This is a genomic window from Pseudomonas japonica, assembly GCF_013522925.1.
Lineage (GTDB): Bacteria > Pseudomonadota > Gammaproteobacteria > Pseudomonadales > Pseudomonadaceae > Aquipseudomonas > Aquipseudomonas japonica_A.
The window spans coordinates 1-26,509 of record NZ_JAAMQU010000023.1; the positions used below are offsets into that span (position 1 = coordinate 1).

Consider the following 26,509-nt stretch of genomic DNA (forward strand, 5'->3'; position numbering starts at 1 on the left):
GGCGTTGGCCGTCAACCGGTCGCAGCCAAGGCTTGCTGCTACAGGCTGCTTCAAACTGTGTAGCAGCAGGGCTTGCCCGCGATCTGGTGTTGGCCGGCAAACCGGATGAAGGGCTCAAGCAGGCAGTGCTCATTCCACGATCCCTTCATCTTTCAACCGCTGAATCGCGCCACTGCTCATCCCCAGTTCGGCAAGCACCGCCTGAGTGTGCTGCCCGAGGGTGGGCCCTTGCCAGTTCACATTGCCGGGGGTATCCGAGAGCTTGGGAACGATCCCGGGCATTTTGATCGCAGCGCCATCTGGCAGTTGAGCGTCCAGAATCATGCCGCGTGCCTGGTAGTGAGGGTCGGCGACGATATCGGCAACTGAATAGATGCGGCCCGCCGGTACCTCGGCTTTCTCCAGTGCATCAAGCACGCGCTCGATTGGCAGTTTGGAGCTCCATTCACTGATGGCCCGGTCAAGTAGGTCACTTTCGGCAGCCCGGCCGTCGTTGTGGGCGAACGCCGGGTTCTCGGCCAGATCTATGCGACCAATCGCGGCCATCAGGCGCTTGAAGATAGGGTCGCTGTTACCGGCGATGACCACATAGGCGCCGTCAGCAGTTGGATAGGTATTGGAAGGGGCGATACCTGGCAAGGCGCCGCCGCTGCGTTCCCGTACATGGCCCAGCATCGCGTATTCGGGTACCAGGCTTTCCATCACATTGAACACGCTTTCAGCGAGCGATACATCGACGACTTGGCCATCACCCTGCCCTGTCTTGACTCGAAGCAGCGACATCAGTGCCCCCATCACCGCATGCATTGAAGCCAGTGAGTCGCCAAGGCTGACACCCACCCGAGCCGGCGGTGAATCCGGGCTCCCTGTGGTGTAACGGATGCCTCCCATGGCCTCGCCAATCGCACCAAAGCCTGGGCGATCGCGGTAAGGGCCGGACTGGCCATAGCCTGAAATACGTACCAGGGTCAGCTTTGGGTTGAGTGCGTGCAGCACGTCCCAACCAAGACCCAGTTTTTCCAACGCTCCGGGGCGCAAATTTTCTATGAGCACATCGGCGCTTTCGGCCAATTGCTTGACGATGTCGATCCCTTCCGCGGACTTGAGATTCAGCGCCAGTGACTTTTTATTCCGGGATTGGAGATACCACCAAAGGGATGTGCCGTTGTGCAGTTTTCGCCACTTCCGAAGCGGGTCGCCCTGCCCCGGAGCCTCAATCTTGATCACCTCGGCGCCAAACTCCGCCATCAACCGCGCGGCGAAGGGCGCGGCGATGAGCGTTCCGATCTCGATGACGCGGATTCCGCTAAGAGCAGTCATGGGGCGGCCTCGATGTTCCTGGAATTTGCACCAAGACTAGAAGCTAACGGGAGAAAATTCTTAACCTCGGATAGAAAGCCCCGGGCACCTCACCTAGGTACCGAAATCCGGCCATTCTCCAATGGCCAGGAAGGCGACCTGCGGCACCAACACAATCGCCAGCATCGTATCTACGTCCACGAGGCCCAGCCCGCCCAAGCCGGCGCCCAGGCACACAGCCGTTGCGGTCCCTACACCGGTCCATAGCTTGGACAGTTTCCTCATGTGCCACCCTCCGCTCGCGTATACTGTATGGATAAACAGTATACGGGTATCGCGAGCTGGTCAATGGCTTCAGATAGGCTTTGCCCGAGCGGTATTCGGCGGGATGCCGACACGGGAAAACGACTATTCACTCGGCATCCACGCGCAACGTCCTTAAGATATTGGTCTTGATTTGTTACCGTCGTGCCCATGAAAACTCTGATTGCTGTTCTCGCCCTGTTCCTTTCCACGGCCCTGCCCGCCCTCGCCTCTCCACCTTCAACCTTTACCGAGGCCAAGGTCGTGGCCAAGCAGCAGGTCTACCTTGACCAGGCCAACAGCGCCATGGGAGAGCTTTACTGCGGGTGCCAATGGTCATGGACGGGCAAGTCCGGTGGCCGCATTCACCCGGAGTCATGCGGCCTTCAGGCCAGGAAGCAGGAAAACCGTGAAACCAGGGTCGAGTGGGAACACATCGTGCCGGCGTGGACGTTCGGTCACCAACGCCAATGCTGGCAGAATGGCGGCCGAGAGCACTGTGTCGACGATGACCCGGTGTTCCGTGCCATGGAGGCGGATCTGTTCAACCTTTATCCGTCGGTGGGCGAAGTGAACGGCGACCGCAGCAATTTCAACTACGGGATGGCGTCAGGGGTTGCGCCCCAGTACGGCCAATGCAAAACCAAGGTTGATTTCGATGAGCGGGTCGCTGAGCCACGCGATGAGGTAAAGGGCCTGGTAGCCCGCACTACCTTTTATATGTTCGACCGTTACAACCTGAGCATGTCAAGGCAGCAGCAACAACTGCTCATGGCGTGGGATAAACAGTTTCCTGTCACGCCATGGGAGCTGGAGCGGAACACGCGTATTGCCGCCATCATGGGCCACCCGAATGCCTTCGTGACGGGCCAGCGGTCCTGGACTGAAGGTTACAAGCCGGTTGGCGATGGCGTGGTCGTCCCGATCACTCGGCCCACGGCCAAGCCAGCACCGGCAGCGGATCCCAGCAGGCCTGAAACCACCGGGATGGTTATCGGGAACAAGAACAGCCATGTGTACCATCTCCCCAGCGGGTGCCCGAGCTATGGCAAGGTGGCGCCGAAGAATCAGGTAGCGTTCAAATCCGCAGCTGAGGCGGAAGCGGCAGGGTTCCACAAGGCTGCAGATTGCCGTTAGCTTTCACGCACAGGGCAACCTAGCTCCCAAAATGCGCAAATCGCCCACTGAAGCGCTTGGCCAGTGGGTTGGCGAGGTCGCCGTGTTTGCTGGTACCCAAGCCCAGCTCGACCAGGGCTTCGGCTAGCTTGACAGCGGCTGCCACGCCGTCGACTACCGGGAGCCCTACCCGCTCGCTGACCTTGGCCGCCAGGTCCGCCATACCGCCGCAGCCCAGAACAATCGCCCCGGCACCTTCGTGGTCCCGGGCGTGCATGGCATGTTCGGCCACCCGCTCCACCAGGCCTTCCGGGCCTAGCGCCTCCAATTCCAGCACAGCGATATCCACGCAGCGCACGGACGTACAGTGCTCGGCCATGCCGTAATTGCGTAGCAAATGCTCGGCGATGATGCGCGTGCGGGTCAACGTGGTGACCACGGCGAAGCGCGTGCATATCAGGCTTGCGACATGGAAGGCGGCTTCGGCTATGCCAATCACCGGCCCGCGCGCCAGCTCACGCGCGGCCAACAGGCCTGGGTCGCCGAAGCAGGCGATGATATGGGCGTCATATCCAGCGGCCACGCCCTTGCGCACCTCCTCCAATACACCCACGGCTGCAATGGCTTCGTCGAAGTGCCCTTCGATGGATTCGGGCCCATCGGCTGGGCAGCAGGCAATGATGTCAGTCCCTGGGCGAGCGGCGGCCGCTGCGGCACGGGCGATGCTGGCCGTCATGCGTTCGCTGGTGTTTGGGTTGATAACCTGGATTCTCATGATGGCTCGTGACTCAGCGCTTGAAGAGGCTTTTGAAATCCGGCTCGATCACAGGGCGCTCTTCGACCTGCAGGCTGGCGCGGATGCTTGCAAGGTGCTTGCTCATCCACTTCGCAGCGGCCTTGCCTTCCCCTCGCTCCACGAGCTGGAGCAATTCGAGGTGGTCACCACATTCACAACCCACGCTACGCCGCGATCCGTAGACGGCGATGATCAACGAAGCGCGGGTGGTCAAGTGGGCGATCTGCTCGGTGAGCACCTGGTTGTCGGCCAGGGCCACCAGTTGCACATGAAAGCGCGCCGACAGCTGGATAGCTTTGCTGTGCAGCCCGGCGCGTTGTGCACGATGTTCCTCATCCACCAAGGCGCGCAATGCCGTGAGCTGAGCAACACTGGCCTGGGCCGCCACAGCGGGCATGAGCGCCGGCTCGATGACTTCGCGTGCGGCGAATACGTCCTGCGCCTCTTTCGCGTTGGGTTGCGCGACTTCGGCGCCGCGGTTCGGGCGTAGAGTGACCAGGCGTTCAAGTGCCAGGCGTTGCAGTACCTTGCGAATGCCGGTACGGCTGACGTCGAATACCTCCGCCAAGGCGTCTTCCGGCAGCCGGGTTCGTGGCAACAACCGGTGCTCGACGATCGCCTCAAGGATGTCCTGGTAGATCTGCTCGTCACGGCTCAAGGCTGAACTGTCGATAGTTGGGCCGGTGAGAAAAAGATGGGCGTTCATAGGTGCGCTTGGCGAGGATGTGATGAGATCGTATACAAACGAATCAACGCTGACTAGCGCTGTGACCTCCCATCAAAGGGTCAAGCCATTTGCACTGACTGCGTGCGCAAGCGCCCTCTAACCGCGCAAAGCTAGCTTTAGATCTTCATTCCGGCCTCTATCGAAAGGTGCCCTTTCAGGCCAGAGCCCTCGGATTTTCTGGCCCCGGCATTATCTGGCATGCATTCTGCCTCCCTGGATCGTATACAAAACTGCCAGCCTCCGTATGCAGTCTCCGGAGCGGCACTTACCCAGGGAGAGGCATGCAATGACCCCAGACCTTCCGAAGGGCTATAGCCCCCGCTTGTGCAACCAGGACCTGCGCCCGATACCGCAGACCTGGACCTGGTACAACATCTTTGCGTTCTGGATGAGCGATGTGCACAGCGTGGGCGGCTATGTGTTCGCCGCCAGCCTGTTCGCCCTGGGCCTGGCCAGCTGGCAGGTGCTGGTCGCGCTACTGGTAGGGATCGGCATCATTCAGGTCATTGCCAACCTGCTGGCCAAGCCCAGCCAGCAAGCCGCCGTGCCCTATCCCGTAATCTGCCGCCTGGCATTCGGGGTGTTCGGCGCGAACATCCCCGCAGTGATTCGCGGGCTCATCGCCGTGGCCTGGTATGGCGTGCAGACCTACCTGGCCTCGAGCGCGCTGATCATCGTGGTACTGCGCTTCTTCCCGTCCATGGAGAGCTTCGCCCAGGCCCAGTTCGCTGGGCTGTCGTACCTCGGCTGGATGGGTTTCCTCACGCTGTGGGTGATACAAGCGGCGGTGTTCTGGACCGGCATGGATTCCATCCGGCGCTTCATCGACTGGGCCGGCCCGGTGGTCTACGCGGTGATGTTCCTGCTCGCCGGCTGGATCGTATGGAAGGCGGGCTGGAGCAATATCAGCTTTACCTTGTCGGAAAAGAGCCTGAGCGGTTGGGAAGCATTTGGCCAGGTGGTGATGGCGACTGCGCTGGTGGTGTCGTATTTCTCAGGCCCGACCCTGAACTTTGGCGATTTCAGCCGTTATTGCCGGAGCATGGCAGACGTAAAACGGGGCAATTTCTGGGGCCTGCCGGTAAATTTTTTGGCGTTCTCGTTGGTAACCGTCGTGATCGTCTCCGGCACCCTCCCCGTCTTCGGCGAAATGCTTCATGACCCCATCGCCACCGTCGGGCGTATCGACAGCAGCGTAGCGGCACTGCTCGGGGCGTTTGCTTTTGTCACTGCAACCATTGGCATCAACATCGTCGCCAACTTCGTGTCCCCGGCCTTTGATTTCGCCAACTGCGCGCCGAGCAAGATCAGCTGGCGCACCGGCGGCATGATCGCTGCGGTTGCCTCGATCTTCATCACCCCCTGGAACCTGTTCAACAACCCGGAGGTGATCCATTACACCTTGGACGTGCTGGCGGCATTCATCGGGCCCCTGTTCGGAATTTTGCTGGTGGATTACTACGTGATCAAAAAGCAGCAAATCGACGTGGATGCCTTGTTCAACGACACCCCCACCGGCCGTTACTGGTACACCAATGGCTTCAACCCGGTAGCGATCAAGGCGCTGTTGGCCGCTACCGTTATCGGGCTGGTGTTTGCCTTCGTGCCATGGTTCAAGCCGATCGCCAACTTCGCCTGGTTCACCGGTTGTTTCCTCGGCGGCGCTTGGTACCTGGCGCTGGCACGGCGCGAGGTGAAACACCTGGTACCGGCGATGACGTGAGCGCCATTTGTTTGCAGCTTCCTGTAAACGCGGTGCTGTACAGGGAAAGAGCGCTTGATAACAAGCGCTTCGCTTGAATGCGGTACGGAGTCTACCGTGGCCCCGCTAATTCCCAGAGGCCATCACTCATTATTGTCTCAGCTTTGACACAACACCCACCGCTGACTATACCCACCTCCTCTCTACAACATCGGCGCAAAGCCGGGGGTGGGTCATGGTACGGTTTAACCACGCAGGCCAACCCCATGACCTACCCGCTCCCCGAGCCTTGGCCTGTGCCGCAGCGCTTGCCATGGGCAGCCTGGCAGCGTCGCCTTCCTTCGGCGCCTGCGGCAGCACCGGCAGCACGATAATCAGCGGCGCCAGCACCGGCCCTTGTACGCTCGTCGCCGGCAGCACGCTCAGGATCACCAACAGCGGCAAGCTCAGCAGCAGCGCCGCCCCGGCGATAACTGCGGACCATGTCAACGGCGCTCTGGACATCGTCAATGGCGGCAGGCTCTCGGGCACACCGGGTATTACGCTCACCAACAGCACTCTGGAAGGCGGCATCACCAACTTCTTCAACGCCAACCTGGCCGTGCCCGACAGTAGCGGCACCGCGATAGTGATCAAGGACACCCGCTTGAGTAACGGCTTGGACAATCACGGCACCGTCACGTCTGGAAGCGCCTCGGGCAGTGGCCTTGATATTCAAGGCAGCGTTGTGGGCTCGCTGCGCAACATCGGCAATATGAATGCCGCCGACTATGGGCTGCGCTTGCGAGGCAGCACCATCAACGGCCGATGGTCCAACAGCGGCGGCGTGAAAAGTGGTGGAACCGGCGTGGCAATGGACAGCAGCATTGTCCATGGGGAAGTGATCAACACCGGGGACCTCACGGCTGGTCAGCATGGCATGGCCCTGACCGGGTCGAGGGTGGACGGTGATGTGCGTGCCTGGGGCATCATCAGTAGCGGCGCGGACGCCCTGCGAGTGGTGGACAGCTATATCGGTCGCGACCTGATCACCCGAGGCACCCTTACCGCTGATAGTCATGGCGTGCGGCTCTCCGGAGGGCGGCTAGCTGGGGACCAGGTGAACCAGGCCGTAATTACTGCAGCCAGTGGCATCACTCTCAGCAGCAGCCTGACGCGAGGCAATGTGATCAACGAAGGCACTATCGCGGCGTCCCGCGAAGGGCTTGCGCTATACAGCGCTACGGTGAAGGGCACGTTGCAAAACACCGGCGGCATTTCCGTTGAAGGGGGGATGATTCAGAGCGGCAACAGCTCCCTGGCAGCGCTGGGCGTTCACGCCACTTCGGTCGTCGGCGGGATTTACAACAGTGGCAGCATCGCCAGCTCCGATCGAGTGGCAATACAGGTGGACACGGCCACCATCACCCGCCGTGGCATCAAGAATTCCGGTGGTACCGTTAGTGGGCGCACCGGGCTGTTTATCGACAACTCAGGCGTTAGCGGCGGTTTTAGCAACACAGGCAGCATCTTTGGCGTGGGCAACCTTGGCCAGGCCAACGGCGTGCGCGTTCGCGTTCGCGCCAGCCACGTCACGGGCAATTTCACCAACGCGGGCGTCATCAATAGCGTCAACGGTTCTGCCATTCGCTTCGATAACAGCGCCATGGTTGGCACTGTCACCAACAGCCGTCAGCTCGTCGGCAGCAACGGCCTGCGCCTGCAAGGCACCCACGTAGACGGCAGCATCAACAACAGTGGCGAGATTCAGGCAGACATTTTCGGCATCGCGCTGTTCGATAGCGATCTGAGCGGCGACCTGATCAACACCGGCACGATTTCCAGTACAAACGTCGCCGTACGCTTGAGTGACAGCACCATCCTGGGCACCCTGCGCAACGGCGGCACGGTCGCGGGGCAGTACGGCATCAGCCTGCGCAATACCAGGATTACTGGCGGCATCGACATCAACGGCAGTGTACTGGCCGACACTGAGCAGGTTGGTCAGGTGCGGTTGGCCGTGCCGTTTTAGGCGCTAACGAGTTTTCAGCAATCTAACGCTGCAAATGTTAGATTACTGGAAACCTGTTATGAAGCGGCTGGCCGCTGAGCTGCATACTTTCGGCACGGTCACCCCCACTTTCCCTTCGAAACCAAGCAAAGCGACGGCTTCAATGGCAAGCCGTCGGCGTGCCCACCCCTACTTCAAGCGGGCATTTTCGGCGTGACGTTCAGCCTTTACGGTTTCGGGCGTAGTGCGGTTATCGATGGCTTGCTGCTTGGTCTGCTCGTCGCCGCCTACCACGTGGTCCACATCGTTCATCAGCGCTTCGAAGCCTTGCCGTGCCACTTCGGCCTTGTCGTTTTTCTTCGACTTGCCAATCTCGCTGCTGGCCATACCCGCGTTTTTGTGGAACTCGCTGTCCGTGGCGCCAGGCAGCAGCGCAGTCACGGTCACGCCGGTGCCGCGAAGCTCCTGGCGCAATGATTCGGCGAAGGAAAAACCAAAGGCCTTCGACGGTCCATACACGGTTTCATAAGGCGTTGGTTGCGTCGCAGAAATGGACGAAGTGATCAGAATACGGCCCGACTTATTGGTCACCATGTGCGTAGCTACCCGCTTGGCCATGTGTACGGTGCCAGTGATGTTGATGGCGATCAGCTTGAAATCATCCTCGAGCGTGTTATCGAGGAAGGCGCCGCCCTGGCCGATGCCGACATTCAACGCCGCGGCTTCCAGTGGCCGGTCGAGCGATACCACATGGTTCCACAGCCCTTCGACCCCTTCATAGGTGGACGCATCCGCCTGATAGGGGTAGCACTGCGCACCCATCGAACGGAGTTCCTCGGCGGCTTTGGTCACTTTGTCGCTGGAACCGGAAATGACCAGGTCGAAGCCGTTCTGGGCGAACTGCTTGGCCAGCTCGAAGCCGATGCCAGAGGAACCTCCGGTAACCAGAGCCAAGGGGCGGTTGGATGTCATGCATTCTCTCCTCGATAGGTAGACATTGCCCTTGCCGCGCTGCGGTCGGGGCAAAGGCTCTATTTATCTGAAAGGCAGACCAGCAAATTGATCCATGAACTTGCCCTCGTCTTCAGCAACCCAGCGCCTGCGCGGCCTCGGTCAGCGAATCCACGACCACATCCCAGCCTTGCTCAGGGCCAAGGTCGGTAGCCTGCTGTGCGCCGTGCTCGGTGGGGCGGCGCACGAACACGGTTTTCATGCCAAGGGCGCGGGCTGCCGCCAGGTCGCCGTTGTGCGCAGCGACCATCCCCGCCTGCCCTGGGGCCACACCTACCGCGTTCACTGACTTGAGGTAGGCCTGGGGTTGAGGCTTGTAGGTACCCGCAATTTGCGCACCTACAATCACATCCCAGGGCAAGCCTCCATACTTCGCAAGCCTGAGCATTCCGGCGATATGCCCATTGGAAAGCGCGCCAATGGCAAATCGGCGTTTGAGCCGGGTCAGCCCCTCCACAGCGTCCGGCCATGGATCGAGCTGTTCCCATGCCGTATTCAGTTCGTCCAGCTCAGATCCACCGATAGCGCCAAAATCGGCGCCATGCCGTGCCAGCACCGTTTCGAGGCTCTCTCGATTGAGTACATCCAGCGTTACGAACGGCCGTTCACCGCAACGCACGCGTTGCATGGAAGGCTGATAGAGCCCGCGCCACTGATCGGCGAATTCCAGCGGATCGACCTTCAAACCATGACGCCGCAAAAATGGATCGGCTGCTCGAGCAACCCCGCTTCGCCAGTCCACGACCGTGCCAAACACATCAAAGCCAAGGAAACGCACGTCTTCGAGTTTTGCCATCACCTGCTCCAGAGTGGGTTATTGCGGGCTGCGCGCGGGGTTATCCGCTTGAACGGAACGCCGCAGGCAGGGATCTGAATGTCTTCAGCGAAGCGCCATAGCCCTATGAGCGAAGCCATCGCACAGCCGATCCCGGGAGCAGCCGTATGTTCCACCTCATGTTCAGCGCTCCATGCCTGTATGTGATCCTGCGCTTCATTTCGCCCATGCCCTGGCCAGTACCGGCCAGGCTTGCCGCTGCGCTGTTACTGCTGCTCGCCTCCCAGTATCACCTGTACGCCAGGTTTTCTTCTGGCAGTGTGTTCTCGCCCGAATTCCCTCGGCCGGTAGTGATGTTCTTCAACTGGGCGTTTGGCGCCATTCTGCTGATCGCGGTGCTGCAGATCCTGGTCGACGCCGGGACGTTGCTCACCATGCTGGTGCGCCGGCAATGGCTGACCATCCCTTCCACGCTGCGCTACGCCGTAGGTACGGCCGCACTGCTGCTCGCCGGGGTCGGCGTGCACCAGGCCGTGCGGGTGCCGCCGGTAAAGGATATCGAGGTAGCCATCAAGGACCTGCCCGCGCAGTTTGATGGCTACAGGCTGCTGCAACTGACCGACATGCACATCAGCCGGCTGTTCGACGAGGCGTGGGCGCGTGCAGTGGTGGAGCGCTCGAACGCGCTGGGTGTAGACCTGATTGTGATTACGGGCGACCTGATCGACGGCCCGCTCGCGGTGCGCCTGCAGGACGTCGAGCCGTTACGTGGCCTTCATGCGCCGGATGGGGTTTACGTGATACCCGGCAACCATGAGTACTTCTTCGATAACGAAGCGTGGATGCGGTACTTCGTCTCGCTAGGCATGAAACGCCTTGAAAACAGCCATGCGTTGATCGAGCGTGATGGCGCGCATCTGGTATTGGCCGGCGTCACGGACCTCAGCGCACCCCGCGCCGGGCTACCTGGCCCGGACCTGCGCCAGGCACTGGCCGGAGCCCCTGGCGGTGCCCCGATCATCCTGCTCGATCATCAACCGCGCAACGCCCGCCTCGCCGCAAGTCAGGGCGTGGCACTGCAGCTGTCCGGCCATACCCATGGCGGCATGATCCGCCCACTGGACCGGATTATCGCCAATGCGAACGAAGGCTTCGTTTCCGGGTTTTATCAGGTAGCCGCCATGCAGCTCTACGTCAATAACGGCACCGCCCTATGGCCCGGCTTCGCCCTGCGCCTGGGCGTACCCTCGGAGCTCACGCGCATCACGTTGCGGCGGGCAGCGGGCCCGACTTGAACATCACAGCTGTGGGGCGCGCTGAGGCCCAACCCCAAACCTGGAGCGATATTCACCCGGGGCCAGGCCGGTGATTTTCCGGAAGGTTGCGCGAAACGCCGCCGGGTCCTGATAGCCCACGCTCCAGGCGATGTGGTCGACCGTTCCCTTGGTGAGTTCGAGTAATTCGCGCGCCTTGCCTACCCGCAGGTGCTGACAATACTGCGTAGGGCTCAACCCGGTCGCGGCTCGGAAGCGGCGCAGGAACGTACGCTGCTCAAGGCCCGCGCACTGCGCCATGTCATCCAGGGAAACCTGTACCGCCCCGCTACTCTGCAGCCGGTGCTGAACCTTCAACACCGCTGCGTCACCATGGGTGAACACAGGCGCAAAGTTGCTGCCGCATTGCTGCGAGCTGCCGCTGTGTTCGATGACCAGAAAGCGCGCGGTAGCAGCGGCAATACTTGGGCCCAGCAGGCGCTCGACCAGGCGCAAGCCTAGTTCGGACCAGGCCATCAAGCCAGCCGTGGTAATGACGTCGCCATCATCCACGATGGGTTTGTCCGCATCGACCCTTACCTTGGGATAGCGCTCGCTCAAAAGCCCTGCCTGGGTCCAATGGGTGGTGGCCACCCGGCCGTCAAGCAAGCCGGTCTGGGCAAGTACGAACGCGCCCAGGCATACCGTGCCCACGGTGGCCCCAGCTGCATGTTGCGCCAGCACCCAGCGCGACAACCCCTCCATCGCCTCGGTCCCGGGAAGCCCCATGAGCGAAGGCGGTATCAACACCGCTATCAGCGGCCCAGGTTTATCCGTAGCAAAGCTCTGGAATACGCAGTGAGGTTCGTCGCTGTGGTCTGCCCGCCAGTGGCTCACGCGCAGCCTGGGCAGGTGCGGCGCAGCCTGCTCATCCACCATACGGTTGGCCACTTCAAACAGGTCAGTCAGCCCGTGAATGGCGGCGCTTTGTGAACCGGGGTACATCAGCAGCCCGATGTCTGCGATTGCCCGTTCTACGCTCATTGTCAGTTTTCCCTCGCATTATGTCGCTGCGGCCAATCCCCAACGGCAGGGGAACCTTCAATACTGGTATCCCACACAGCACACTCTCTAAAAGGAAACCGCCATGCCCAAATCAGCGCTTATCGTAGTTGATATTCAGAACGACTACTTCCCCGGCGGCAAATGGCCGTTGGTGGGCGTGGAGGCGGCGGCCGACAATGCCGCGAAAATCATCGACGCCACCCGCGCCGCTGGGGCTCCGGTGATCCACATTCGCCACGAATTCACCAGCGAAGCCGCACCCTTTTTCACGCCGAACTCCGAAGGCGCCAAGCTGCACCCCAAAGTGCTCAACCAGCCGCAGGAGCCTGTGGTGCTCAAGCATTTCGTTAACTCGTTCCGCGAAACCGAGCTCAAGCCGCTGCTCGACGAACAAGCCATCGAAGCATTGGTGGTGGTCGGCGCCATGAGCCACATGTGCATCGATGGAATCACCCGCGCAGCTGCCGATATGGGTTATCCCGTGACGGTGGTGCATGACGCCTGCGCCAGCCGCGACCTGGAATTCAACGGCACTACCGTTCCCGCTGCCCATGTGCATGCCGCGTTCATGGCGGCGCTGGGGTTTGCCTATGCCACGGTGATTTCCACGGAGGAATATCTGGGCAAGGCCTGAGGCAACGCTCCGCTGCGTTGCTATGGTTAGGGAGCTGTCCCCGTAAGTCCCTTCCTAACCTTTTCAAAGGAGTCATGATGAACATCGACTTGAGCGGAAAACGCGCACTGGTCACCGCGTCCACCGGCGGTATCGGCTATTCCATCGCCAAAGGGCTGGCACAAACAGGTGCAACGCTGGTACTCAACGGCCGCAGCGATAAATCGGTCAACGAGGCGGTTACCCGGCTACAGGCGGATGTGCCCGGGGCCTCGGTCTCTGGCGTGGCCGCCGACTTGAGCAACGCCGAGGGCGCGGAGGCACTGGTCAGCAGCGCGGGCTCGATCGACGTGCTGGTCAACAACGCCGGTATCTACGGCATGCAGGATTTTTTCGAGACAGCCGACGACGTTTGGGACCAGTACTGGGCCACTAACGTAATGTCCGGCGTGCGCCTGAGCCGCGCCCTGCTCCCCGCGATGGTTGAAAAAGGCTGGGGCCGGGTGGTGTTCATCTCCTCAGAGTCAGGCCTCAACATTCCTGTGGACATGATCCACTACGGCCTCTCCAAAACGGCGCAGCTCGCCCTGTCTCGTGGGCTGGCAAAGCGCGTGGCGGGCAGCGGCGTGACGGTCAACAGCGTATTGCCGGGGCCCACGTTGTCTGACGGCGTGGCCGGGATGCTGCAGGCCGAAGTGGAACGTACCGGCAAGCCGGTGGAGGAGGTAGCGGCTGATTTCGTCAAGGAACACCGCCCCACCTCGATCATCCAGCGCGTGGCGACCACTGAGGAGGTGGCCAACATGGTGGTGTATGTGTGCTCGCCCCAGGCCAGCGCCACCACCGGCGCGGCGCTGCGGGTGGATGGCGGCGTGGTGGACGATATTGTCTGAAGCGGCCATACCGACTGTTTCCATACAGGAATCACTGAAGTCCTGCCCCGCTTAATTGTCCGGAGAGAAGCCCATACGTAAGGTGAGTTCAACGCTCGCCTTGCGGGCCTCATCTCAGGTACAGGGACAACCACCATGCAGCCGATTCACAAATTTCTCGCCCCCGCACTGAGCTTCAATGGCGGCTACGTCGACACCGTAGGGTTCATCGCGCTGCAGGGTTTGTTCACCGCGCACGTCACCGGGAACTTCGTGACCCTGGGTGTGAGTATTGTGCACGGCACGTCCGGGGCGGTCGGGAAGCTGTTGGCGTTGCCCGTGTTCATCGCCGTGGTCGGGCTTACCCACATGGCTGCGCTGCAGCTGCACAAGCGCAAGCTGGCCTCGCTGCACTTGTTGCTGGTCGCTCACGTTATATTGCTGGGGTTGTTCGCCGCATTTGGAATCACCTTTGGGCCTTTCAGCAATGCGGACAGCACCCTTGCACTGGTAACCGGAATGACCGGCGTAGCGGCGATGGCGATACAGAACACGCTGTCTCGCCAGCACCTTAAAACGGCGCCGCCCACAACGCTGATGACCGGGAATGTCACCCAGGTTGCAATCGACGTATTTGCTTTGATTGGGCTCAAGGATGAACAAGAGCGCCAGGCCATTCGCTCACGCCTGAAATCCATAGGCGCGAACCTTCTGGGGTTCACCCTCGGCTGCATCAGCGCGGCCCTCATGTACCTTGCGGTCGGGTTGTGGAGCCTGGTGCTGCCGGTTGCGGTGGCCGCATGGGCGAGTATTGCGGCCTATGGAGGTTCGAAGCCCGCGCTATAACCTCATCTCACGGCGTACCAGGATCGGCCAACGGCGCCGGTTGATCCACACGCTCGGCAAGGGCGTCGGCGAAATCCTCATCGAGCGCGTCGATATCGTCCCCGGCATCGTCAAGATCGTTGAGAGGTGACTCGTCTGCAAGCAGCGGCCAAGGATTGCCGGGCACGGGAAACACGCGCGAAGAAAGGATGGAATGTACCGTGTTCATGGTGGTGGCTCCGGATCAGAACAACTGTCTTGTATTAGTCCACGTTTTGAGCCGGGCGTTGCGTGCCCTCGTCAATGAACGGGCCCACAGCCGCCTCAAGCACCCGATTGATCTCGAAAACAACCTGCCTCGTGGCGTCTTCGATCTTGCCTTCGTTGCGGCACAGTACCCAGCCATGGGCTGCAACCGCTTGCTCGAACGCCTCGGTAGCAGCGATATGCTCTTTGAGGAGATAAAGCACTGTGCTCCCCAGGCCGCGCGGGCGGGCCGCTGCCCTGGCCCATGAAATTTCGGGGGCGGTCACAACGCCCACGTGCAGGTCTGGCACCTGCACGTGCCGCTCGAGGTTAAGCCTGAGAATTCCGGCAAAGGGCACCAGGCGGCGAAACGCCGCATCGGACGGGTACCAGCGGTCGATCAGGATAATGCTGCCCTGTGGCTGCCTGGGCAGCACGTGCCGGGAAATCCAGGCACGGCTGTCGGCAAAGCGTTCACACACTTGCCATTCCAGATCGCGAGCGGGATGCCGTGCAAGCCGGTTCACCAGGGCCATGGTTTCAGCCCGGCAGGGGTCGCTTTTGCGCTCGCATATTCGCACAACCTTCTTGCCTTCAGCCCGCAATGCCTGGGTTACCGCTTCAAGCAAGGTGGTCTTACCGGCACCTTTGGGCCCATCCAGTGAGACAAACAGCGGGCGATTCATTCAGCTTTTCCTCTGGACTGGCTGGCATACAGTGCCGATGCTTCAGGCGACCGCTTCCCGGCTACTGCTGGCCACGTTGGTATGGCGCAGGGTGGGCAGCAGGAACGCGATGGCCAGCACGCAGGCAGCCACCAGCATCACGAAGCCGCCATCCCAGCCGAAGTGGTCCACGGTATACCCCATGGCGGCGCTCGCCGCTACCGAGCCACCCAGGTAGCCGAACAACCCCGTGAACCCTGCAGCCGTACCGGCGGCTTTCTTGGGTGCCAGTTCCAGCGCCTGCAGCCCCACCAGCATCACCGGGCCGTAGATCAGAAAGCCGATGGAGAACAGCGCAGCCATGTCCACGGCCGGGTTGCCTGGCGGGTTGAGCCAGTACACCAGGGTGGCAATGGTCACCAGTACCATGAACACCACACCGGTGAGCCCACGGTTGCCACGGAAGATCTTGTCACTCATCCAGCCGCACAGGAGCGTGCCGGGGATTCCCGCCCATTCGTAAAAGAAGTATGCCCAGGAGGTGGTGTCGACCGTGAAGTGCTTGGCCTCCTTGAGGTAGGTGGGTGCCCAGTCCAGCACGCCGTAGCGCAGCAGGTACACGAAGACGTTGGCCAGCGCGATGTACCACAGCATCTTGTTGCGCAGCACGTACTTCACGAAGATCTCCTTCGCGCTGAATTCTTCCTCGTGGCTGGCATCGTAGCCTTCGGGGTAGTCGTTCTTGTACGCCTCGATGGGCGGCAGGCCCACCGACTGAGGCGTGTCGCGCATGGTTGCGAACGCAAATACCGCTACCAGTACTGCCACGGCGGCAGGCACGTAGAACGCCGCATGCCAGTCGTTGGTCCAGCCCAGGCCCAGCAGGAATAACGGCCCGATCAGGCCGCCGCCGACGTTATGCGCCACGTTCCAGGTAGACACCACACCGCCGCGCTCTTTCTGCGACCACCAGTGCACCATGGTGCGGCCGCTGGGTGGCCAGCCCATGCCTTGGGCCCAGCCGTTGATGAACAGCAGCACGAACATGATGGCCACGCTGGACGTCGCCCAGTGCGCGAACCCGAACAGGAACATCACCGCAGCCGACAGCAATAGCCCGAATGGCAGGAAATAGCGCGGGTTGGAGCGATCGGACACCAGCCCCATCAGGAACTTGGATAGGCCATAGGCGATAGCGATGGCGGAAATGGCCAACCCCAGTTGCCCCCTCGTGTAGCCCTGCTCTTCTATCAGATAAGGCATGGCCAGCGAGAAGTTCTTGCGCAGCAGGTAATACCCGGCATAGCCGAAGAAAATACCGGCGAAAATCTGCCAGCGAAGGCGGCGGTAGGTGCTGTCGACGCGCTCATCGGGTAACGGCGTGCGGTGCGCTGCGGGGCGGAAGAATGCAAACATCGTGTCTCTCCAGCTGTTTTTATTGTATGCGAAAGCGAATATTACATTTTCATTACAGAAAACCCACTGGTTTTTCGTTGCCCGAAATGTTGGAAAGTGAACCCTTTCAAACCTTGAAAATATCGGTGCCGCAGTGCTCCCGGCGCACTTTTGACTGCACGATCACATACCAGGGCTGTCACTTTCTGAACCACTCATACCCTCTCAGGAGACCCCTCCATGGCTGAACATCATGTTCTGATTGCCGGCGCCAGTGGCGTGATCGGAAGTGCCGTGCTCGCGGCTTTTGAACAGGAAGGATGGCAGATCACTACCGTAGGGCGCGGCGAGCCGCCAGCTTCCCACACACACATCAAGGCGGACCTTTTGGCCGACGGCTCGCTGGACAACGCCGGGCCGCTTCTGGAGGGCGTTACCCATGTGTTCTACAGCGCGCTGAAGCCCAACCCGGACCCGGGTGCGGAGGCCGACGAAAACGCGGCGATGTTCGAAAACCTCATCAACGGCATGCTGAAGGCTGGCGCTGCATTGGAGAGAATCACGTTTGTACAAGGCGGCAAGATCTATGGGGCCCACCTTGGCGTGTACAAAACGCCGGCGCGCGAAGACGACAGCCGCCATTTCCCGCCCAACTTGTACTTCCGCCACGAAGACTTCGCCAGGTCGCTGGAAGCGAAAGGTATCAAGTGGACGGCCCTTCGCCCGGACATCGTGATAGGCCATTCGCAAGGTTCGGCCATGAACCTGGGCAACCTGATCGGCCTTTACGGGGCACTGTGTAAAAAAACCGGCACTGCCATGCAGTTCCCCGGGCCGGAGCGCGCCTACCGGCACGCCCTGGTAAACCTCACCGCTGCCGAGCTGATCGGCGAAGCCGCGGTCTGGGTAGTCAAAAACAACGCAGACGGGGCTTTCAACATCACCAATGGCGACGTGATGCGCTGGAGCCATGTATGGCCCAAGCTCGCGGCCTGGTTCGGGCTGGAGGTGGGCGAGCCTCAGCCGATTTCGCTCGAGCAACGCCTGAAGGCACTGCAGCCAGTGTGGAAGCAGTTGGCTGAAGAAGAACACCTGGCTCAGCCGGACGCCGACAAGATCGCCCTGGGCGCCTTTGGCGACTTTATTTTCCATGTGGAAACGGACGCGATCTTCGATGTCACCAAGGCCCGCCAGGCTGGCTTCACTGCGATGACGCTTCGCTCCGACGAGGTGCTGCTGCAGCACCTGGAGGGCATGCGCGAACGTCGTCTTATTCCCTGACAGCATCGCCGCAGCCAACCTCGGGAGCACAGCGCCATGAAGCAGATCCACGCAGGCGTATTGAACGTAGCGTACCTTGAATTCGGCGCTGTAGAGGGGCCAGCCGTGGTGCTGCTGCATGGCTTTCCCTATGACGTGCACGCCTATGACGAGGTAGCGGCTAGGCTGGCCGCAGCGGGGTGCCGATGCATCGTGCCGTGGCTACGGGGATACGGCGGCACGCGCTTCATTTCCTCGGCCACCCCCCGCTCTGGCGAGCAGGCGGCGCTGGGTGCAGACCTGCTGGCATTGCTCGACGCGCTCAATGTCCAGCGGGCGTTGCTGGCCGGCTACGACTGGGGCGGTCGGGCCGCCTGCGTGGTAGCCGCGCTTTGGCCGGAGCGGGTGGCTGGCCTGGTGAGCTGTGAGCCTGGTTACAACATCCAAGACATCACCCAGGCAGGCAAGCCTTTGGCCCCAGAGGTGGAACAGCGATTGTGGTACCAGTATTACCTTCACGGCGACCGGGGTTATGCCGGGCTCGAAGCGAACCGAGATGCCTTTTGCCGGTTGTTGTGGCAGCTGTGGTCGCCGAGCTGGCCCTTCACAGATGGGCAATTCGAGGCCACCGCGCAGGCTTTCCACAACCCGGACTTCGTCGAGGTGGTCACCCATTCTTACCGGCACCGCTTCGGCTTGGTGGAGGGCGACCCGCAGTACGCCCCTATCGAGCAACAACTGGCGCAGCAACCCGCTATCACCGCGCCTACCGTCATATTGACGGGCACCTGTGACGGCGTGACTGCGCCCCAGGATGAACGTCAGGCCCTTGGCCGGTTCAACGGCCCGGTTCGCCGGCTGATGCTGGAGGGGGTGGGCCACAATGTGCCGCAGGAAGCCCCTGTTCAGTTCGCCCAAGCCGTGTTGAGCCTGATCCAGCCCTGAACCGACCGTATACCCGGATGCAATGCCTCGACGCTTATCCGCAAGCGCACTTAAAATCTAGCCTTTAACGTTTCAGCTTTTATGTAAGGATTCGGATGTCTGTTCTTGAAACCCCCTCCCTGCCGGCCTCCACGCGTACCGTGGCTCAAATGGAAGCGGCCATGGCCTTGGGCAGCTTTGCCATCGGCACCGGTGAATTCGCGATCATGGGGCTGATGCCCGATATCGCGGCCAACCTGCAGTTGAGCGAGCCCCAGGTGGGGCATGCCATCAGCGCGTATGCCCTGGGGGTAATGGTCGGTGCGCCGGCACTGGCTATTCTGGGTGCCCGGCTGTTGCGCAAGCACATGCTGCTGCTGTTGATGGCCCTGTATGCGCTTGGCAACCTGGCTACAGCGTTCGCGCCCTCTTTCGCTGGCCTGGTTGCGTTTCGGTTCATCAGCGGCTTGCCCCACGGGGCCTACTTCGGCATTGCTGCCGTAGTGGCTTCCAGCATGGTGCCGAGCAACCAGCGGGCCGGTGCCGTGGCCCGGGTGATGATGGGGCTTACGCTGGCCATGCTGCTGGGCAACCCGATCGCCACCGTGCTGGGGCAATTCTTCGGGTGGCGCGCCGCCTTTGTGCTGGTGGGGTTGATTGCACTAAGCACCATCGTGCTGGTGTGGCGTTTCGTGCCGCAGCGGGACGATGAGCAGCGCAGCGACCCGCGCAAAGAGCTCCAGGCCTTCAAGCTGCCCCAGGTATGGATGGCATTGTCGATTGCCGCCATCGGCTTTGCTGGCATGTTCTGCGTGTTCAGCTACCTGGCGCCTACCATGCTCGAGGTCACCGGCGTGTCAGCCAAATGGATTCCATTCGGGCTGGCAGCGTTCGGGCTGGGCGGCATCATTGGCAACATTGCCGGGGGCAAGCTCTTCGATCGCATGCAATTTCGCGCAGTGGGCGTTGTGTTGGTGTGGTCCATTGCCGTGTTGCTGTTCTTCACCTTTGCTGCCCACGCGCTGTGGTCCGTACTGCTAGGCATCGCCCTGGTGGGCACCATGATCGCCATGGCCGCGCCATTGCAGATCCGCTTGATGGACATCGCCCACGAGGCACCCAGCCTCGCCGCTGCCTCCAACCATGCGGCGTTCAACCTCGCCAACGCACTCGGGCCATGGTTGGGGGGCATGGCGATCACGGCAGGCATGGGCTGGACCAGTACGGGCTATATCGGCGCGGCCACGGCCCTGGCCGGCCTGGGCCTTTATTTCATCGCGCGACGGATGAAAGGCGGGCGTTGAAATCTGCCCTTAGAGCCCGTCCGTAAATGCCTCGAGACGTTCCAGATAGGCGTGGTTCGTCTCGGTAACATCCTGGCGAGCCTTGAATCGGGTCCACACCTCGGGCTCGAACCGGCTGATGGACACAATATTCTTTTGCGATAGCAGGATGGTGAAGCCGATCTCCCTCCCACTCAGCTCCATGTCTTCAACCACGGCAGAGTAGTCGGTGGTATAGGTGACCTTGAGCGTGTCCTTGTCTCGGTATCCGCTCATTGTCGGCACTATCTCGAAGTCCTCATCCATCAGTCCTGCTTCGTGCAGGTCTCCAACCGATGACACGCGGCCGACGTAAACCTTCCTGTCTTCCATCGAAAACATGTACAGGCTGTCTCCATCACTGATCGAACCAAGCAGGTGCTTGGTGAGCGGAGGGAGCGGCACCAATGAATTAAGGACCAGTGCTTTGGCCTTCGCGGGCCCTATCCGGTACCTGACCATCAGCAGGAAGGGGAACACCCGAGGGAACAGCCAGGCGAAAAAGAAGGACAGGACAGACGCCTGGCCAAAGAACACCCAGAGCGATGCGCCTGCCTCGTCGGCGATACCATAGCGCACCAGAAACGCCCTGATGTACTTGGCGTAGTCTGCATAGTCCGGTGTGATGTATTGAAAATAGGCGTGCTTGCTGGCGTACAACAGCGCGAAGCTGACGATGGCAGCGATGGCAAACAAGAAAAGGCCGGTTTTGGCGATCAGCATGTAGAGCAGCTGGCCGTCGTAGCGGCTAAGAGTGGCCTGGTGGTAGATGCTACCGTGGCAGTAGATGTAACCGCTGACCAGGATCGGAAGAATGAGCAGCAGGCCCATCAGCCATTAGCCACTATCTTCTTGGCCTTTTTACTGGCTGCGATGAAATGCTCGTTGCTGAGGATTTCTTTCGAGTCGATCGACATTCCCCCGCGAGGGCTGACCCGCAGGGTCTGCAGATCACGCAGCGCGTCGAGCAATTTTCTCTCTCGCTTACTGGGCTTCCAAAGCAGTCCAAGCATCTTTGTTCCTCACGGTGGGAGGCCATGGCGGTAAAAACCGGGCGGCGCCATGACGTTCTGGTCCGGGGCACTATACCACATTGCTGTGCCCGCGAAATGTGCCCTACGGCGCTTCAGGCCACAGGCCGCAGCGGCAGGCTGGTGCCTGTCAGATCCAGGCCCGCCGCGGTCGCGGGCGTATCATCACCGCCCTTTCCGCTGGCAGCTTCCAGCGCGGCGAGCTGATCCGGAGACAGGGCCAGCGCCGTGGCACCCAGGTTGTTCCGGCACTGCTCAAGGTTGCGCGGGCCTATCAAAGGGATCGTGCCGCGGCTCAACACCCAGGCAATCGCCACCTGATCAGGCGTGACGTTTAACTCGCTTGCGATGGCCAGCACCGCGTCAACGGTGGCCGTGCGCTTTTCGCTGTTTTCAGCCTGGAATACCTTGCCACCCAACGCTTCGGCGCGGCCGGTTTCGCCTTTGCGGTATTTGCCGGTCAGCACCCCGCCACCCAAGGGTGACCAAGTGACTGGCGCGATGTTCAGGGCCTGGCACACCTCGAGCACATCGGTTTCCGGCTCACGATGCACCAGGCTGTATTCGAATTGCGCCGCGGCGATCGGCAGCGCGCGGGTCAACTCGGCAAGGGTAGCCGCGCGTGCGAGCCGCCATGCGGAAAAGTTGGAGAGCCCCGCGTAGATGATCTTGCCAGCGCGGCTCAAATCATCCAGCCCTCGCACGATCTCTTCCGTCGGCGTGAGGCCGTCCGGGTTATGGACCCACAACAGATCGATACGCTCGGTGTTCAGTCGCTTCAGGCTGGCCTCTACCGAAGCGATCATCGCGCGGCGGCTGTTACCCGTTGATAGCCGCCCCGGCGTTGGCTGCGCCCCATAGGTGTATTTGCTGGCCAGCAGAAACCGCTCGCGGCGGCCTTCCAGCGCCTTGCCCAGGTATTCCTCGGACTGGCCGAACTGATAGATATCGGCGGTATCGAGGAAGTTACCCCCTGCGTCTTCATAAGCCTCGAGGATCCGCAGGCTCTCTTCGAACGTTGCGCCATGGCCCCACTGCGTGCCGAAGTTGGCCGTGCCCAGCGCGAGCTCTGAAACCCGCACCCCGGTATTGCCCAGTAGCGTGTAGCGCATGACATTCCCCTGCGAAGCGGATATGAGAGCTTTTGATGATAGTCATAATCCTAACGACCGTAAAGCGCATGCCGTTCTACTGCTCTGGTCCGCACCAGGAACTGGCGGGGCTCGCTTATACCTGCCCTGCGAAGATGAAGTTATCCGCGCCCAGCTGCCCTTCGAGGTTGCCAAGCGGCGAAGCGGGCGTGGGCAGGATAGGTCCCGGCTGAAAATACAGCGCTTCTTTCAGGTTACGCCCGAACTGAACGAAGTTCGTATCGTTGTCCAGTTGCACCCTTGGTACCGTTGCCCTCGGTCTGGAAGCGCGTGCTGAACCCATCGTTGCCGTTATCCGCCGCCAGGCTGTCACTCACCGTCAGGCGAATGCTGAGTGCATTGGCCAGCAGGCCGTTCCCGCTGCAGTTGGCCAGCGCCACCCCTTGTACAGCGAAGTCGATGGTGTGGGCCCCTGGGTTGCTGTCAGAGCCTGTGATCAACCCATGAACGGTGCCGCTGGTATGGCTTTGGTTACCGTCGATGGTCAGGTTCTGCACGCTGGCGTTCAGATGGGTGGCAGGCCTGCCCCGCGGGCAGCAGTTGGCGCGGCGCGACCGCTACGGGGGTGATATGCTCCACGGCTTTTTCACGGAACCGCTCTGCCGCCCGCCCCCAGGTCAGTAACGTGCACCGCGAGCCGAGATCGAGCGAACCTTGCCCCCGCTGTTGTGGCCTACACCACATGCAACAAGCCTTCGAATAACTGTTCCATGTACCTGGATAGAGTCGCTGATGAACAAGACTGTCGAGTACCGCGCCGCCTCTGACTTTCTTGTCGGAGATGGCGAAATGTGTGGCCTGATCCGAGGCAAGGACTGGTCCGCCACGCCGCTCGGCCCGATCGACTCCTGGCCTCAAAGCCTGAAAACCACAGTGAGCCTTTGCCTGGCGTCCAATTTCCCGATCAACATCATGTGGGGCCCCGAGCACATCCAGATCTACAACGACGGATACCGGGCAATCTGCGGCGCATCGCACCCTCAGGCATTGGGCGAACCCTATACCGTGACCTGGGCCTCTGCCTGGCCTGCCATCGGCCAGCCGTTCGCCAACGCCTTGGCTGGCAATACCTCGTACCTGGAAAACCAGCGGATGTTCCTGGCGCGCAACGGGTACCTGGAAGAAACGTTTTTCACCTTTTCCACCAGCCCGATCCGGGACGAAACCGGTGGCATCGGGGGCCTGTTTCACCCGGTGACCGAAACCACCCCGACCATGCTCAGCGAACGCCGAACGCGCGCCTTGCGGGAGCTTCATGCGGCCCTGGCGGATATCCGCGCTACCCCATTGATCCCCGACGCGTCGCTCGCTGCGTTGCAGCCTTATGCATTCGATCTTCCGTTTCTGGCGTTCTACCAACTGAACTCCGACAGCAGCGGCTATAGCCTGGTTGCACACAACGGCGTAGGCCCGGGCCACGGCCTGCCGGCTCAGCTATTCCCCGACATGCAGCAGCCTTTTGCTGTATCGCCGGCCATAGCCTCCACGCACCCATGCCCGGTTTCGGGCCTTTCATCAATGTTCGGCGGCACCACGTGCGGGCCTTATGACCAGGTACCGGACAACGCCTTTCTTCTTCCTTTATGGGTGCCGGGCGATGCATTGCCGGTGGCCATCGTGCTGGCTGGCGCCAGTGCGCGGCTACCGCTCAACAAGGCGTACGAGGACCTCTTTTCGCTTCTGACCGGGACGCTCAGTGCGGGCTACGCGAATGCACGGTTCTACGAGGAGGAACGTGAGCGTGCTGAAGCCCTGGCGGCCCTGGATAAAGCCAAGACGACGTTTTTCTCCAACGTCAGCCATGAGTTCCGTACCCCCCTTACATTGATGTTGGGACCACTTGAAGACGCCCTGCTCCATCACGATGACCTGCCGCCTGACCAACTGGAGCGCTTGACTCTCGCTCACCGCAGCGCGTTGCGGCTGCTGAAACTGGTGAACTCTCTGCTGGATTTCGCCAGGCTGGAATCCGGCCGCGCCGGGGCGACGTTCCGGGAGGTCGACCTGGGCGCATTCACCGCCGAGCTTGCGAGCAATTTCGAGTCAGCGTGCGAGCGTGCGGGTATCGCGCTGCACATCAGCGTTCCCGCTGTGCCGGTGCCGGCATTCATCGACCAGGAGATGTGGGAAAAGATCACCCTGAACCTGCTGTCCAACGCGTTCAAATACACGTTGAGCGGCGCGATTCATGTGAACGTTACGCCCATGGCAGGCTCGGCGGTGCTCACCGTGCGCGACACCGGTGTGGGCATCGCCGCCGAAGACCAGCCACTGGTATTCAAGCGCTTTCATCGGATCGAAAACCAGGCTGGCCGAACCTTCGAAGGCACTGGAATCGGCCTGTCCCTGGTCGATGAGCTGGTGAAGCTGCACGGCGGTACCCTTGGGCTGGAAAGCGCTATCGGGGTGGGCTCTACCTTCGCCGTAAGCATTCCGCTGGGTTCAAGCCACCTTCCTTCGGAGCGGATCGGCGCGCAGCCCAGCGTGTCGTCCACCGGCATCAGGGCACAAGCCTATGTGGAGGAGGCCCTTCGCTGGCTGCCTGACGCCGGCCTCAGCGAGCAGCATGCCCCAGCTGCGCCGACTGCTGATGCCCCAAGGCCCCGGATACTGTTGGCAGACGACAACACCGACATGCGCGGCTATATCGCGAGCATCCTGGGCGGCGCTTCCTATGAGATCGAAGCGGTCGACAACGGGCTCAAGGCGTTGCAAGCCGCCAAGGCCCAGGTGCCCGATCTGATCCTCAGCGATGTGATGATGCCGGGGCTGGACGGCTTTGCCTTGCTGCAGGCTGTGCGCAACGATCCTGCCCTGCGCAATGTGGTGTTTATCCTGCTGTCGGCGCGCGCTGGCGAAGAAGCGCGCGTGGAGGGTTTGAAGGCGGGCGCCGATGACTACCTGGTAAAACCGTTCAACGCACGCGAGCTGAGAGCCCGTATCGATGGTGCGATACGCCTGGGCCAACAGCGCGTGGAGGCACACCGACGTGAACAGGCGCTGCACGACAAAGCCAGCCGCGAGCGCGAGGCGCTGGTGGTGCAGTTTCACCAGATGCAGAAAACCGAAACCATCGGGCAACTCACCGGTGGTGTGGCACACGACTTCAACAACCTCCTCACGCCGATCTTCGCCAGCCTGGAAATGCTCAAACGGCGCTTCAACGATGATGATCGCGCCGTGCGGATTGCCTCGGCAGGGCTGGAGTCGGCCGAGCGGGCGAAGGTATTGGTCAGCCGGTTGCTCGCCTTTGCGCGCAAGCAAAACCTGGACGTACGCCCGGTCGATCTCAAGCAGCTGATCGTCGGTATGCAGGACTTGCTCAAGCGCTCGATCGAAGAGGATATCGCGCTCGAGTTCAGCCTCGGCTCGCCCAGCCGCCTTGCCATGGCCGACGCCAACCAGATGGAACTGGCGCTGCTTAACCTGTGCCTCAACGCCCGGGATGCCATGCCGAATGGCGGCACACTGTCCATAACGCTCTCGGAGGTGCAACTTCCCTTACAACCGAACGCCCTTGGCGGTACTGAGGATCACCTGCAGATCGTGGTGAGGGATAACGGCGCCGGGATGGACGAGCATACCCTTGCAAGAGCAATCGAGCCATTCTTCACCACCAAGGGCGCCAAGGGTACCGGGCTGGGTTTATCAATGGTGCACGGCGTGGTGGCGCAACTGGGGGGGCAATTGCTGATTGAAAGCCAACCGGGCCAGGGCACACAAGTGCGCGTACTGCTTCCGGCAAGCGAGGCGCCAGCAGCGGTCGAGGCCTCTGCAGCGCAAGGCAGCGAAGTGGCTGCTGGAAAAGCCACGATTCTGGTGGTGGACGACGAAGCGTTGGTGCGCATGACGGTCGCCGAGATGCTGGGCGATGAGGGTTACATCATCCACGAAGCGGACTCCGGCGAACGCGCATTCGAGCTGGTGCGCCAGGGCCTGTTGCCCGACCTGCTGATCACTGATTTCAAGATGCCAGGCATGAACGGTTCAGAGCTGGCAAACAAAGTGCGGTCGGTCGCGCACCAGGTCGCCGTGCTGGTGATAACCGGCTACGCGGAGCTGGAACTGGAGTGGCCGACCCTGCCCAAGCCTTTTGCCTATGCGGCCCTGCTGGAGCGGGTACGGGAGCAGCTCGGCCAGGAGGGCACAAAAGCTTAAGCATAGTCAT

At 61.2% G+C, this 26,509-nt stretch carries 25 protein-coding genes; 11 read left to right on the forward strand and 14 right to left on the reverse strand.

The genetic code is table 11. The features are described from left to right. Positions 1-129: 129 nt before the first annotated feature. Entirely contained in the window at positions 130-1,320 is a 1,191-nt protein-coding gene (locus G7016_RS23610; RefSeq protein ID WP_181118234.1) for a CaiB/BaiF CoA transferase family protein, read from the reverse strand. A 93-nt stretch (positions 1,321-1,413) separates the two neighbouring features. Next, positions 1,414-1,584 (reverse strand): hypothetical protein, encoded by a 171-nt coding sequence (locus G7016_RS23615; protein ID WP_181118235.1) that lies wholly within the window; start codon positions 1,582-1,584, stop codon positions 1,414-1,416. A gap of 189 nt (positions 1,585-1,773) precedes the next feature. Between G7016_RS23615 and G7016_RS23620 the strand changes: the two genes are divergently transcribed. Next, entirely contained in the window at positions 1,774-2,739 is a 966-nt protein-coding gene (locus tag G7016_RS23620; RefSeq protein ID WP_181118236.1) for an endonuclease, read from the forward strand. 19 nt (positions 2,740-2,758) lie between these two features. On the opposite strand, the gene G7016_RS23625 is transcribed toward G7016_RS23620, so the two are convergent. Both G7016_RS23625 and G7016_RS23630 read right to left on the reverse strand, forming a co-directional pair. Beyond that, positions 2,759-3,493, reverse strand: a complete 735-nt coding sequence (locus G7016_RS23625; protein WP_181118237.1) for an aspartate/glutamate racemase family protein — start codon at positions 3,491-3,493, stop codon at positions 2,759-2,761. Positions 3,494-3,506: 13 nt separating this feature from the next. Continuing rightward, positions 3,507-4,220: a GntR family transcriptional regulator gene (locus G7016_RS23630; RefSeq protein ID WP_181118238.1), complete on the reverse strand. Its 714-nt coding sequence runs from the start codon at positions 4,218-4,220 to the stop codon at positions 3,507-3,509. Positions 4,221-4,527: 307 nt separating this feature from the next. Here G7016_RS23630 and G7016_RS23635 point away from each other — a divergent pair, with 307 nt between their 5' ends. Both G7016_RS23635 and G7016_RS23640 read left to right on the forward strand, forming a co-directional pair. Beyond that, positions 4,528-5,964, forward strand: coding sequence for an NCS1 family nucleobase:cation symporter-1 (locus G7016_RS23635; protein ID WP_181118239.1), 1,437 nt, complete (start codon positions 4,528-4,530; stop codon positions 5,962-5,964). A 214-nt stretch (positions 5,965-6,178) separates the two neighbouring features. Further along, on the forward strand, positions 6,179-7,954 hold the full coding sequence (locus G7016_RS23640; protein WP_181118240.1) for a beta strand repeat-containing protein: 1,776 nt from the start codon (positions 6,179-6,181) through the stop codon (positions 7,952-7,954). Positions 7,955-8,122: 168 nt separating this feature from the next. On the opposite strand, the gene G7016_RS23645 is transcribed toward G7016_RS23640, so the two are convergent. Next, entirely contained in the window at positions 8,123-8,905 is a 783-nt protein-coding gene (locus tag G7016_RS23645) for an SDR family NAD(P)-dependent oxidoreductase (RefSeq protein ID WP_181118241.1), read from the reverse strand. Between the two features lie 112 nt (positions 8,906-9,017). Next, complete coding sequence (locus G7016_RS23650; protein ID WP_181118242.1) at positions 9,018-9,740, reverse strand: haloacid dehalogenase type II; 723 nt, start codon at positions 9,738-9,740, stop codon at positions 9,018-9,020. 146 nt (positions 9,741-9,886) lie between these two features. Between G7016_RS23650 and G7016_RS23655 the strand changes: the two genes are divergently transcribed. Beyond that, entirely contained in the window at positions 9,887-11,014 is a 1,128-nt protein-coding gene (locus tag G7016_RS23655; protein ID WP_181118243.1) for a metallophosphoesterase, read from the forward strand. Between the two features lie 3 nt (positions 11,015-11,017). On the opposite strand, the gene G7016_RS23660 is transcribed toward G7016_RS23655, so the two are convergent. Beyond that, the gene (locus G7016_RS23660; protein WP_181118244.1) at positions 11,018-12,016 is read right to left on the reverse strand and encodes a GlxA family transcriptional regulator; all 999 of its coding nucleotides are present in this window, start codon (positions 12,014-12,016) and stop codon (positions 11,018-11,020) included. Between the two features lie 103 nt (positions 12,017-12,119). Between G7016_RS23660 and G7016_RS23665 the strand changes: the two genes are divergently transcribed. The 3 genes from G7016_RS23665 (at position 12,120) to G7016_RS23675 (ending at position 14,368) form a co-directional block, all read left to right on the forward strand. Further along, the gene (locus G7016_RS23665; RefSeq protein ID WP_181118245.1) at positions 12,120-12,671 is read left to right on the forward strand and encodes a cysteine hydrolase family protein; all 552 of its coding nucleotides are present in this window, start codon (positions 12,120-12,122) and stop codon (positions 12,669-12,671) included. A gap of 77 nt (positions 12,672-12,748) precedes the next feature. Next, a complete protein-coding gene (locus tag G7016_RS23670; protein ID WP_181118246.1) occupies positions 12,749-13,543 on the forward strand; it encodes an SDR family NAD(P)-dependent oxidoreductase in 795 nt (264 codons plus the stop codon). A 135-nt stretch (positions 13,544-13,678) separates the two neighbouring features. Continuing rightward, positions 13,679-14,368, forward strand: coding sequence for a YoaK family protein (locus G7016_RS23675; protein ID WP_181118247.1), 690 nt, complete (start codon positions 13,679-13,681; stop codon positions 14,366-14,368). 7 nt (positions 14,369-14,375) lie between these two features. Here G7016_RS23675 and G7016_RS23680 read toward each other — a convergent pair whose 3' ends face one another. The 3 genes from G7016_RS23680 to glpT are packed head-to-tail and all read right to left on the reverse strand — an operon-like array spanning position 14,376 to position 16,674. Next, entirely contained in the window at positions 14,376-14,576 is a 201-nt protein-coding gene (locus tag G7016_RS23680; RefSeq protein ID WP_181118248.1) for a hypothetical protein, read from the reverse strand. Between the two features lie 34 nt (positions 14,577-14,610). Continuing rightward, positions 14,611-15,279 (reverse strand): dTMP kinase, encoded by a 669-nt coding sequence (locus G7016_RS23685; RefSeq protein ID WP_181118249.1) that lies wholly within the window; start codon positions 15,277-15,279, stop codon positions 14,611-14,613. Positions 15,280-15,321: 42 nt separating this feature from the next. Next, positions 15,322-16,674, reverse strand: a complete 1,353-nt coding sequence (gene glpT, locus G7016_RS23690) for a glycerol-3-phosphate transporter (protein WP_181118250.1) — start codon at positions 16,672-16,674, stop codon at positions 15,322-15,324. 219 nt (positions 16,675-16,893) lie between these two features. Between glpT and G7016_RS23695 the strand changes: the two genes are divergently transcribed. The 3 genes from G7016_RS23695 to G7016_RS23705 all read left to right on the forward strand — a co-directional run bounded on the left by G7016_RS23695 (position 16,894) and on the right by G7016_RS23705 (position 20,141). Continuing rightward, a complete protein-coding gene (locus tag G7016_RS23695; protein ID WP_181118251.1) occupies positions 16,894-17,934 on the forward strand; it encodes an SDR family oxidoreductase in 1,041 nt (346 codons plus the stop codon). 36 nt (positions 17,935-17,970) lie between these two features. After that, the gene (locus G7016_RS23700; RefSeq protein ID WP_181118252.1) at positions 17,971-18,858 is read left to right on the forward strand and encodes an alpha/beta fold hydrolase; all 888 of its coding nucleotides are present in this window, start codon (positions 17,971-17,973) and stop codon (positions 18,856-18,858) included. Between the two features lie 95 nt (positions 18,859-18,953). After that, a complete protein-coding gene (locus G7016_RS23705; RefSeq protein ID WP_375139221.1) occupies positions 18,954-20,141 on the forward strand; it encodes an MFS transporter in 1,188 nt (395 codons plus the stop codon). A gap of 9 nt (positions 20,142-20,150) precedes the next feature. On the opposite strand, the gene G7016_RS23710 is transcribed toward G7016_RS23705, so the two are convergent. From G7016_RS23710 to G7016_RS23725, 4 genes are all read right to left on the reverse strand, one after another. Next, positions 20,151-20,990, reverse strand: a complete 840-nt coding sequence (locus G7016_RS23710; protein WP_181118253.1) for a hypothetical protein — start codon at positions 20,988-20,990, stop codon at positions 20,151-20,153. Continuing rightward, positions 20,990-21,172, reverse strand: a complete 183-nt coding sequence (locus tag G7016_RS23715; RefSeq protein ID WP_181118254.1) for a hypothetical protein — start codon at positions 21,170-21,172, stop codon at positions 20,990-20,992. Before G7016_RS23715 ends, G7016_RS23710 begins: the two co-directional genes overlap by 1 nt. Before the next feature lie 113 nt (positions 21,173-21,285). Next, positions 21,286-22,302: an aldo/keto reductase gene (locus G7016_RS23720; RefSeq protein ID WP_181118255.1), complete on the reverse strand. Its 1,017-nt coding sequence runs from the start codon at positions 22,300-22,302 to the stop codon at positions 21,286-21,288. A gap of 233 nt (positions 22,303-22,535) precedes the next feature. Continuing rightward, positions 22,536-22,838, reverse strand: coding sequence for a hypothetical protein (locus G7016_RS23725; RefSeq protein ID WP_181118256.1), 303 nt, complete (start codon positions 22,836-22,838; stop codon positions 22,536-22,538). A gap of 235 nt (positions 22,839-23,073) precedes the next feature. On the opposite strand from G7016_RS23725, the gene G7016_RS23730 reads away from it, so the two are divergent. Next, a complete protein-coding gene (locus G7016_RS23730) occupies positions 23,074-26,499 on the forward strand; it encodes an ATP-binding protein (protein WP_181118257.1) in 3,426 nt (1,141 codons plus the stop codon). Positions 26,500-26,509: the final 10 nt, after the last annotated feature.

What these genes read in the sequence shown, in the direction of transcription:
- G7016_RS23610 (WP_181118234.1), bottom strand. Translation starts at nt 1,320, where the DNA reads ATGACTGCTCTTAGCGGAATCCGCGTCATCGAGATCGGAACGCTCATC.
- G7016_RS23615 (WP_181118235.1), bottom strand. Translation starts at nt 1,584, where the DNA reads ATGAGGAAACTGTCCAAGCTATGGACCGGTGTAGGGACCGCAACGGCT.
- G7016_RS23620 (WP_181118236.1), top strand. Translation starts at nt 1,774, where the DNA reads ATGAAAACTCTGATTGCTGTTCTCGCCCTGTTCCTTTCCACGGCCCTG.
- G7016_RS23625 (WP_181118237.1), bottom strand. Translation starts at nt 3,493, where the DNA reads ATGAGAATCCAGGTTATCAACCCAAACACCAGCGAACGCATGACGGCC.
- G7016_RS23630 (WP_181118238.1), bottom strand. Translation starts at nt 4,220, where the DNA reads ATGAACGCCCATCTTTTTCTCACCGGCCCAACTATCGACAGTTCAGCC.
- G7016_RS23635 (WP_181118239.1), top strand. Translation starts at nt 4,528, where the DNA reads ATGACCCCAGACCTTCCGAAGGGCTATAGCCCCCGCTTGTGCAACCAG.
- G7016_RS23640 (WP_181118240.1), top strand. Translation starts at nt 6,179, where the DNA reads ATGGTACGGTTTAACCACGCAGGCCAACCCCATGACCTACCCGCTCCC.
- G7016_RS23645 (WP_181118241.1), bottom strand. Translation starts at nt 8,905, where the DNA reads ATGACATCCAACCGCCCCTTGGCTCTGGTTACCGGAGGTTCCTCTGGC.
- G7016_RS23650 (WP_181118242.1), bottom strand. Translation starts at nt 9,740, where the DNA reads ATGGCAAAACTCGAAGACGTGCGTTTCCTTGGCTTTGATGTGTTTGGC.
- G7016_RS23655 (WP_181118243.1), top strand. Translation starts at nt 9,887, where the DNA reads ATGTTCCACCTCATGTTCAGCGCTCCATGCCTGTATGTGATCCTGCGC.
- G7016_RS23660 (WP_181118244.1), bottom strand. Translation starts at nt 12,016, where the DNA reads ATGAGCGTAGAACGGGCAATCGCAGACATCGGGCTGCTGATGTACCCC.
- G7016_RS23665 (WP_181118245.1), top strand. Translation starts at nt 12,120, where the DNA reads ATGCCCAAATCAGCGCTTATCGTAGTTGATATTCAGAACGACTACTTC.
- G7016_RS23670 (WP_181118246.1), top strand. Translation starts at nt 12,749, where the DNA reads ATGAACATCGACTTGAGCGGAAAACGCGCACTGGTCACCGCGTCCACC.
- G7016_RS23675 (WP_181118247.1), top strand. Translation starts at nt 13,679, where the DNA reads ATGCAGCCGATTCACAAATTTCTCGCCCCCGCACTGAGCTTCAATGGC.
- G7016_RS23680 (WP_181118248.1), bottom strand. Translation starts at nt 14,576, where the DNA reads ATGAACACGGTACATTCCATCCTTTCTTCGCGCGTGTTTCCCGTGCCC.
- G7016_RS23685 (WP_181118249.1), bottom strand. Translation starts at nt 15,279, where the DNA reads ATGAATCGCCCGCTGTTTGTCTCACTGGATGGGCCCAAAGGTGCCGGT.
- glpT (WP_181118250.1), bottom strand. Translation starts at nt 16,674, where the DNA reads ATGTTTGCATTCTTCCGCCCCGCAGCGCACCGCACGCCGTTACCCGAT.
- G7016_RS23695 (WP_181118251.1), top strand. Translation starts at nt 16,894, where the DNA reads ATGGCTGAACATCATGTTCTGATTGCCGGCGCCAGTGGCGTGATCGGA.
- G7016_RS23700 (WP_181118252.1), top strand. Translation starts at nt 17,971, where the DNA reads ATGAAGCAGATCCACGCAGGCGTATTGAACGTAGCGTACCTTGAATTC.
- G7016_RS23705 (WP_375139221.1), top strand. Translation starts at nt 18,954, where the DNA reads ATGTCTGTTCTTGAAACCCCCTCCCTGCCGGCCTCCACGCGTACCGTG.
- G7016_RS23710 (WP_181118253.1), bottom strand. Translation starts at nt 20,990, where the DNA reads ATGGGCCTGCTGCTCATTCTTCCGATCCTGGTCAGCGGTTACATCTAC.
- G7016_RS23715 (WP_181118254.1), bottom strand. Translation starts at nt 21,172, where the DNA reads ATGCTTGGACTGCTTTGGAAGCCCAGTAAGCGAGAGAGAAAATTGCTC.
- G7016_RS23720 (WP_181118255.1), bottom strand. Translation starts at nt 22,302, where the DNA reads ATGCGCTACACGCTACTGGGCAATACCGGGGTGCGGGTTTCAGAGCTC.
- G7016_RS23730 (WP_181118257.1), top strand. Translation starts at nt 23,074, where the DNA reads ATGAACAAGACTGTCGAGTACCGCGCCGCCTCTGACTTTCTTGTCGGA.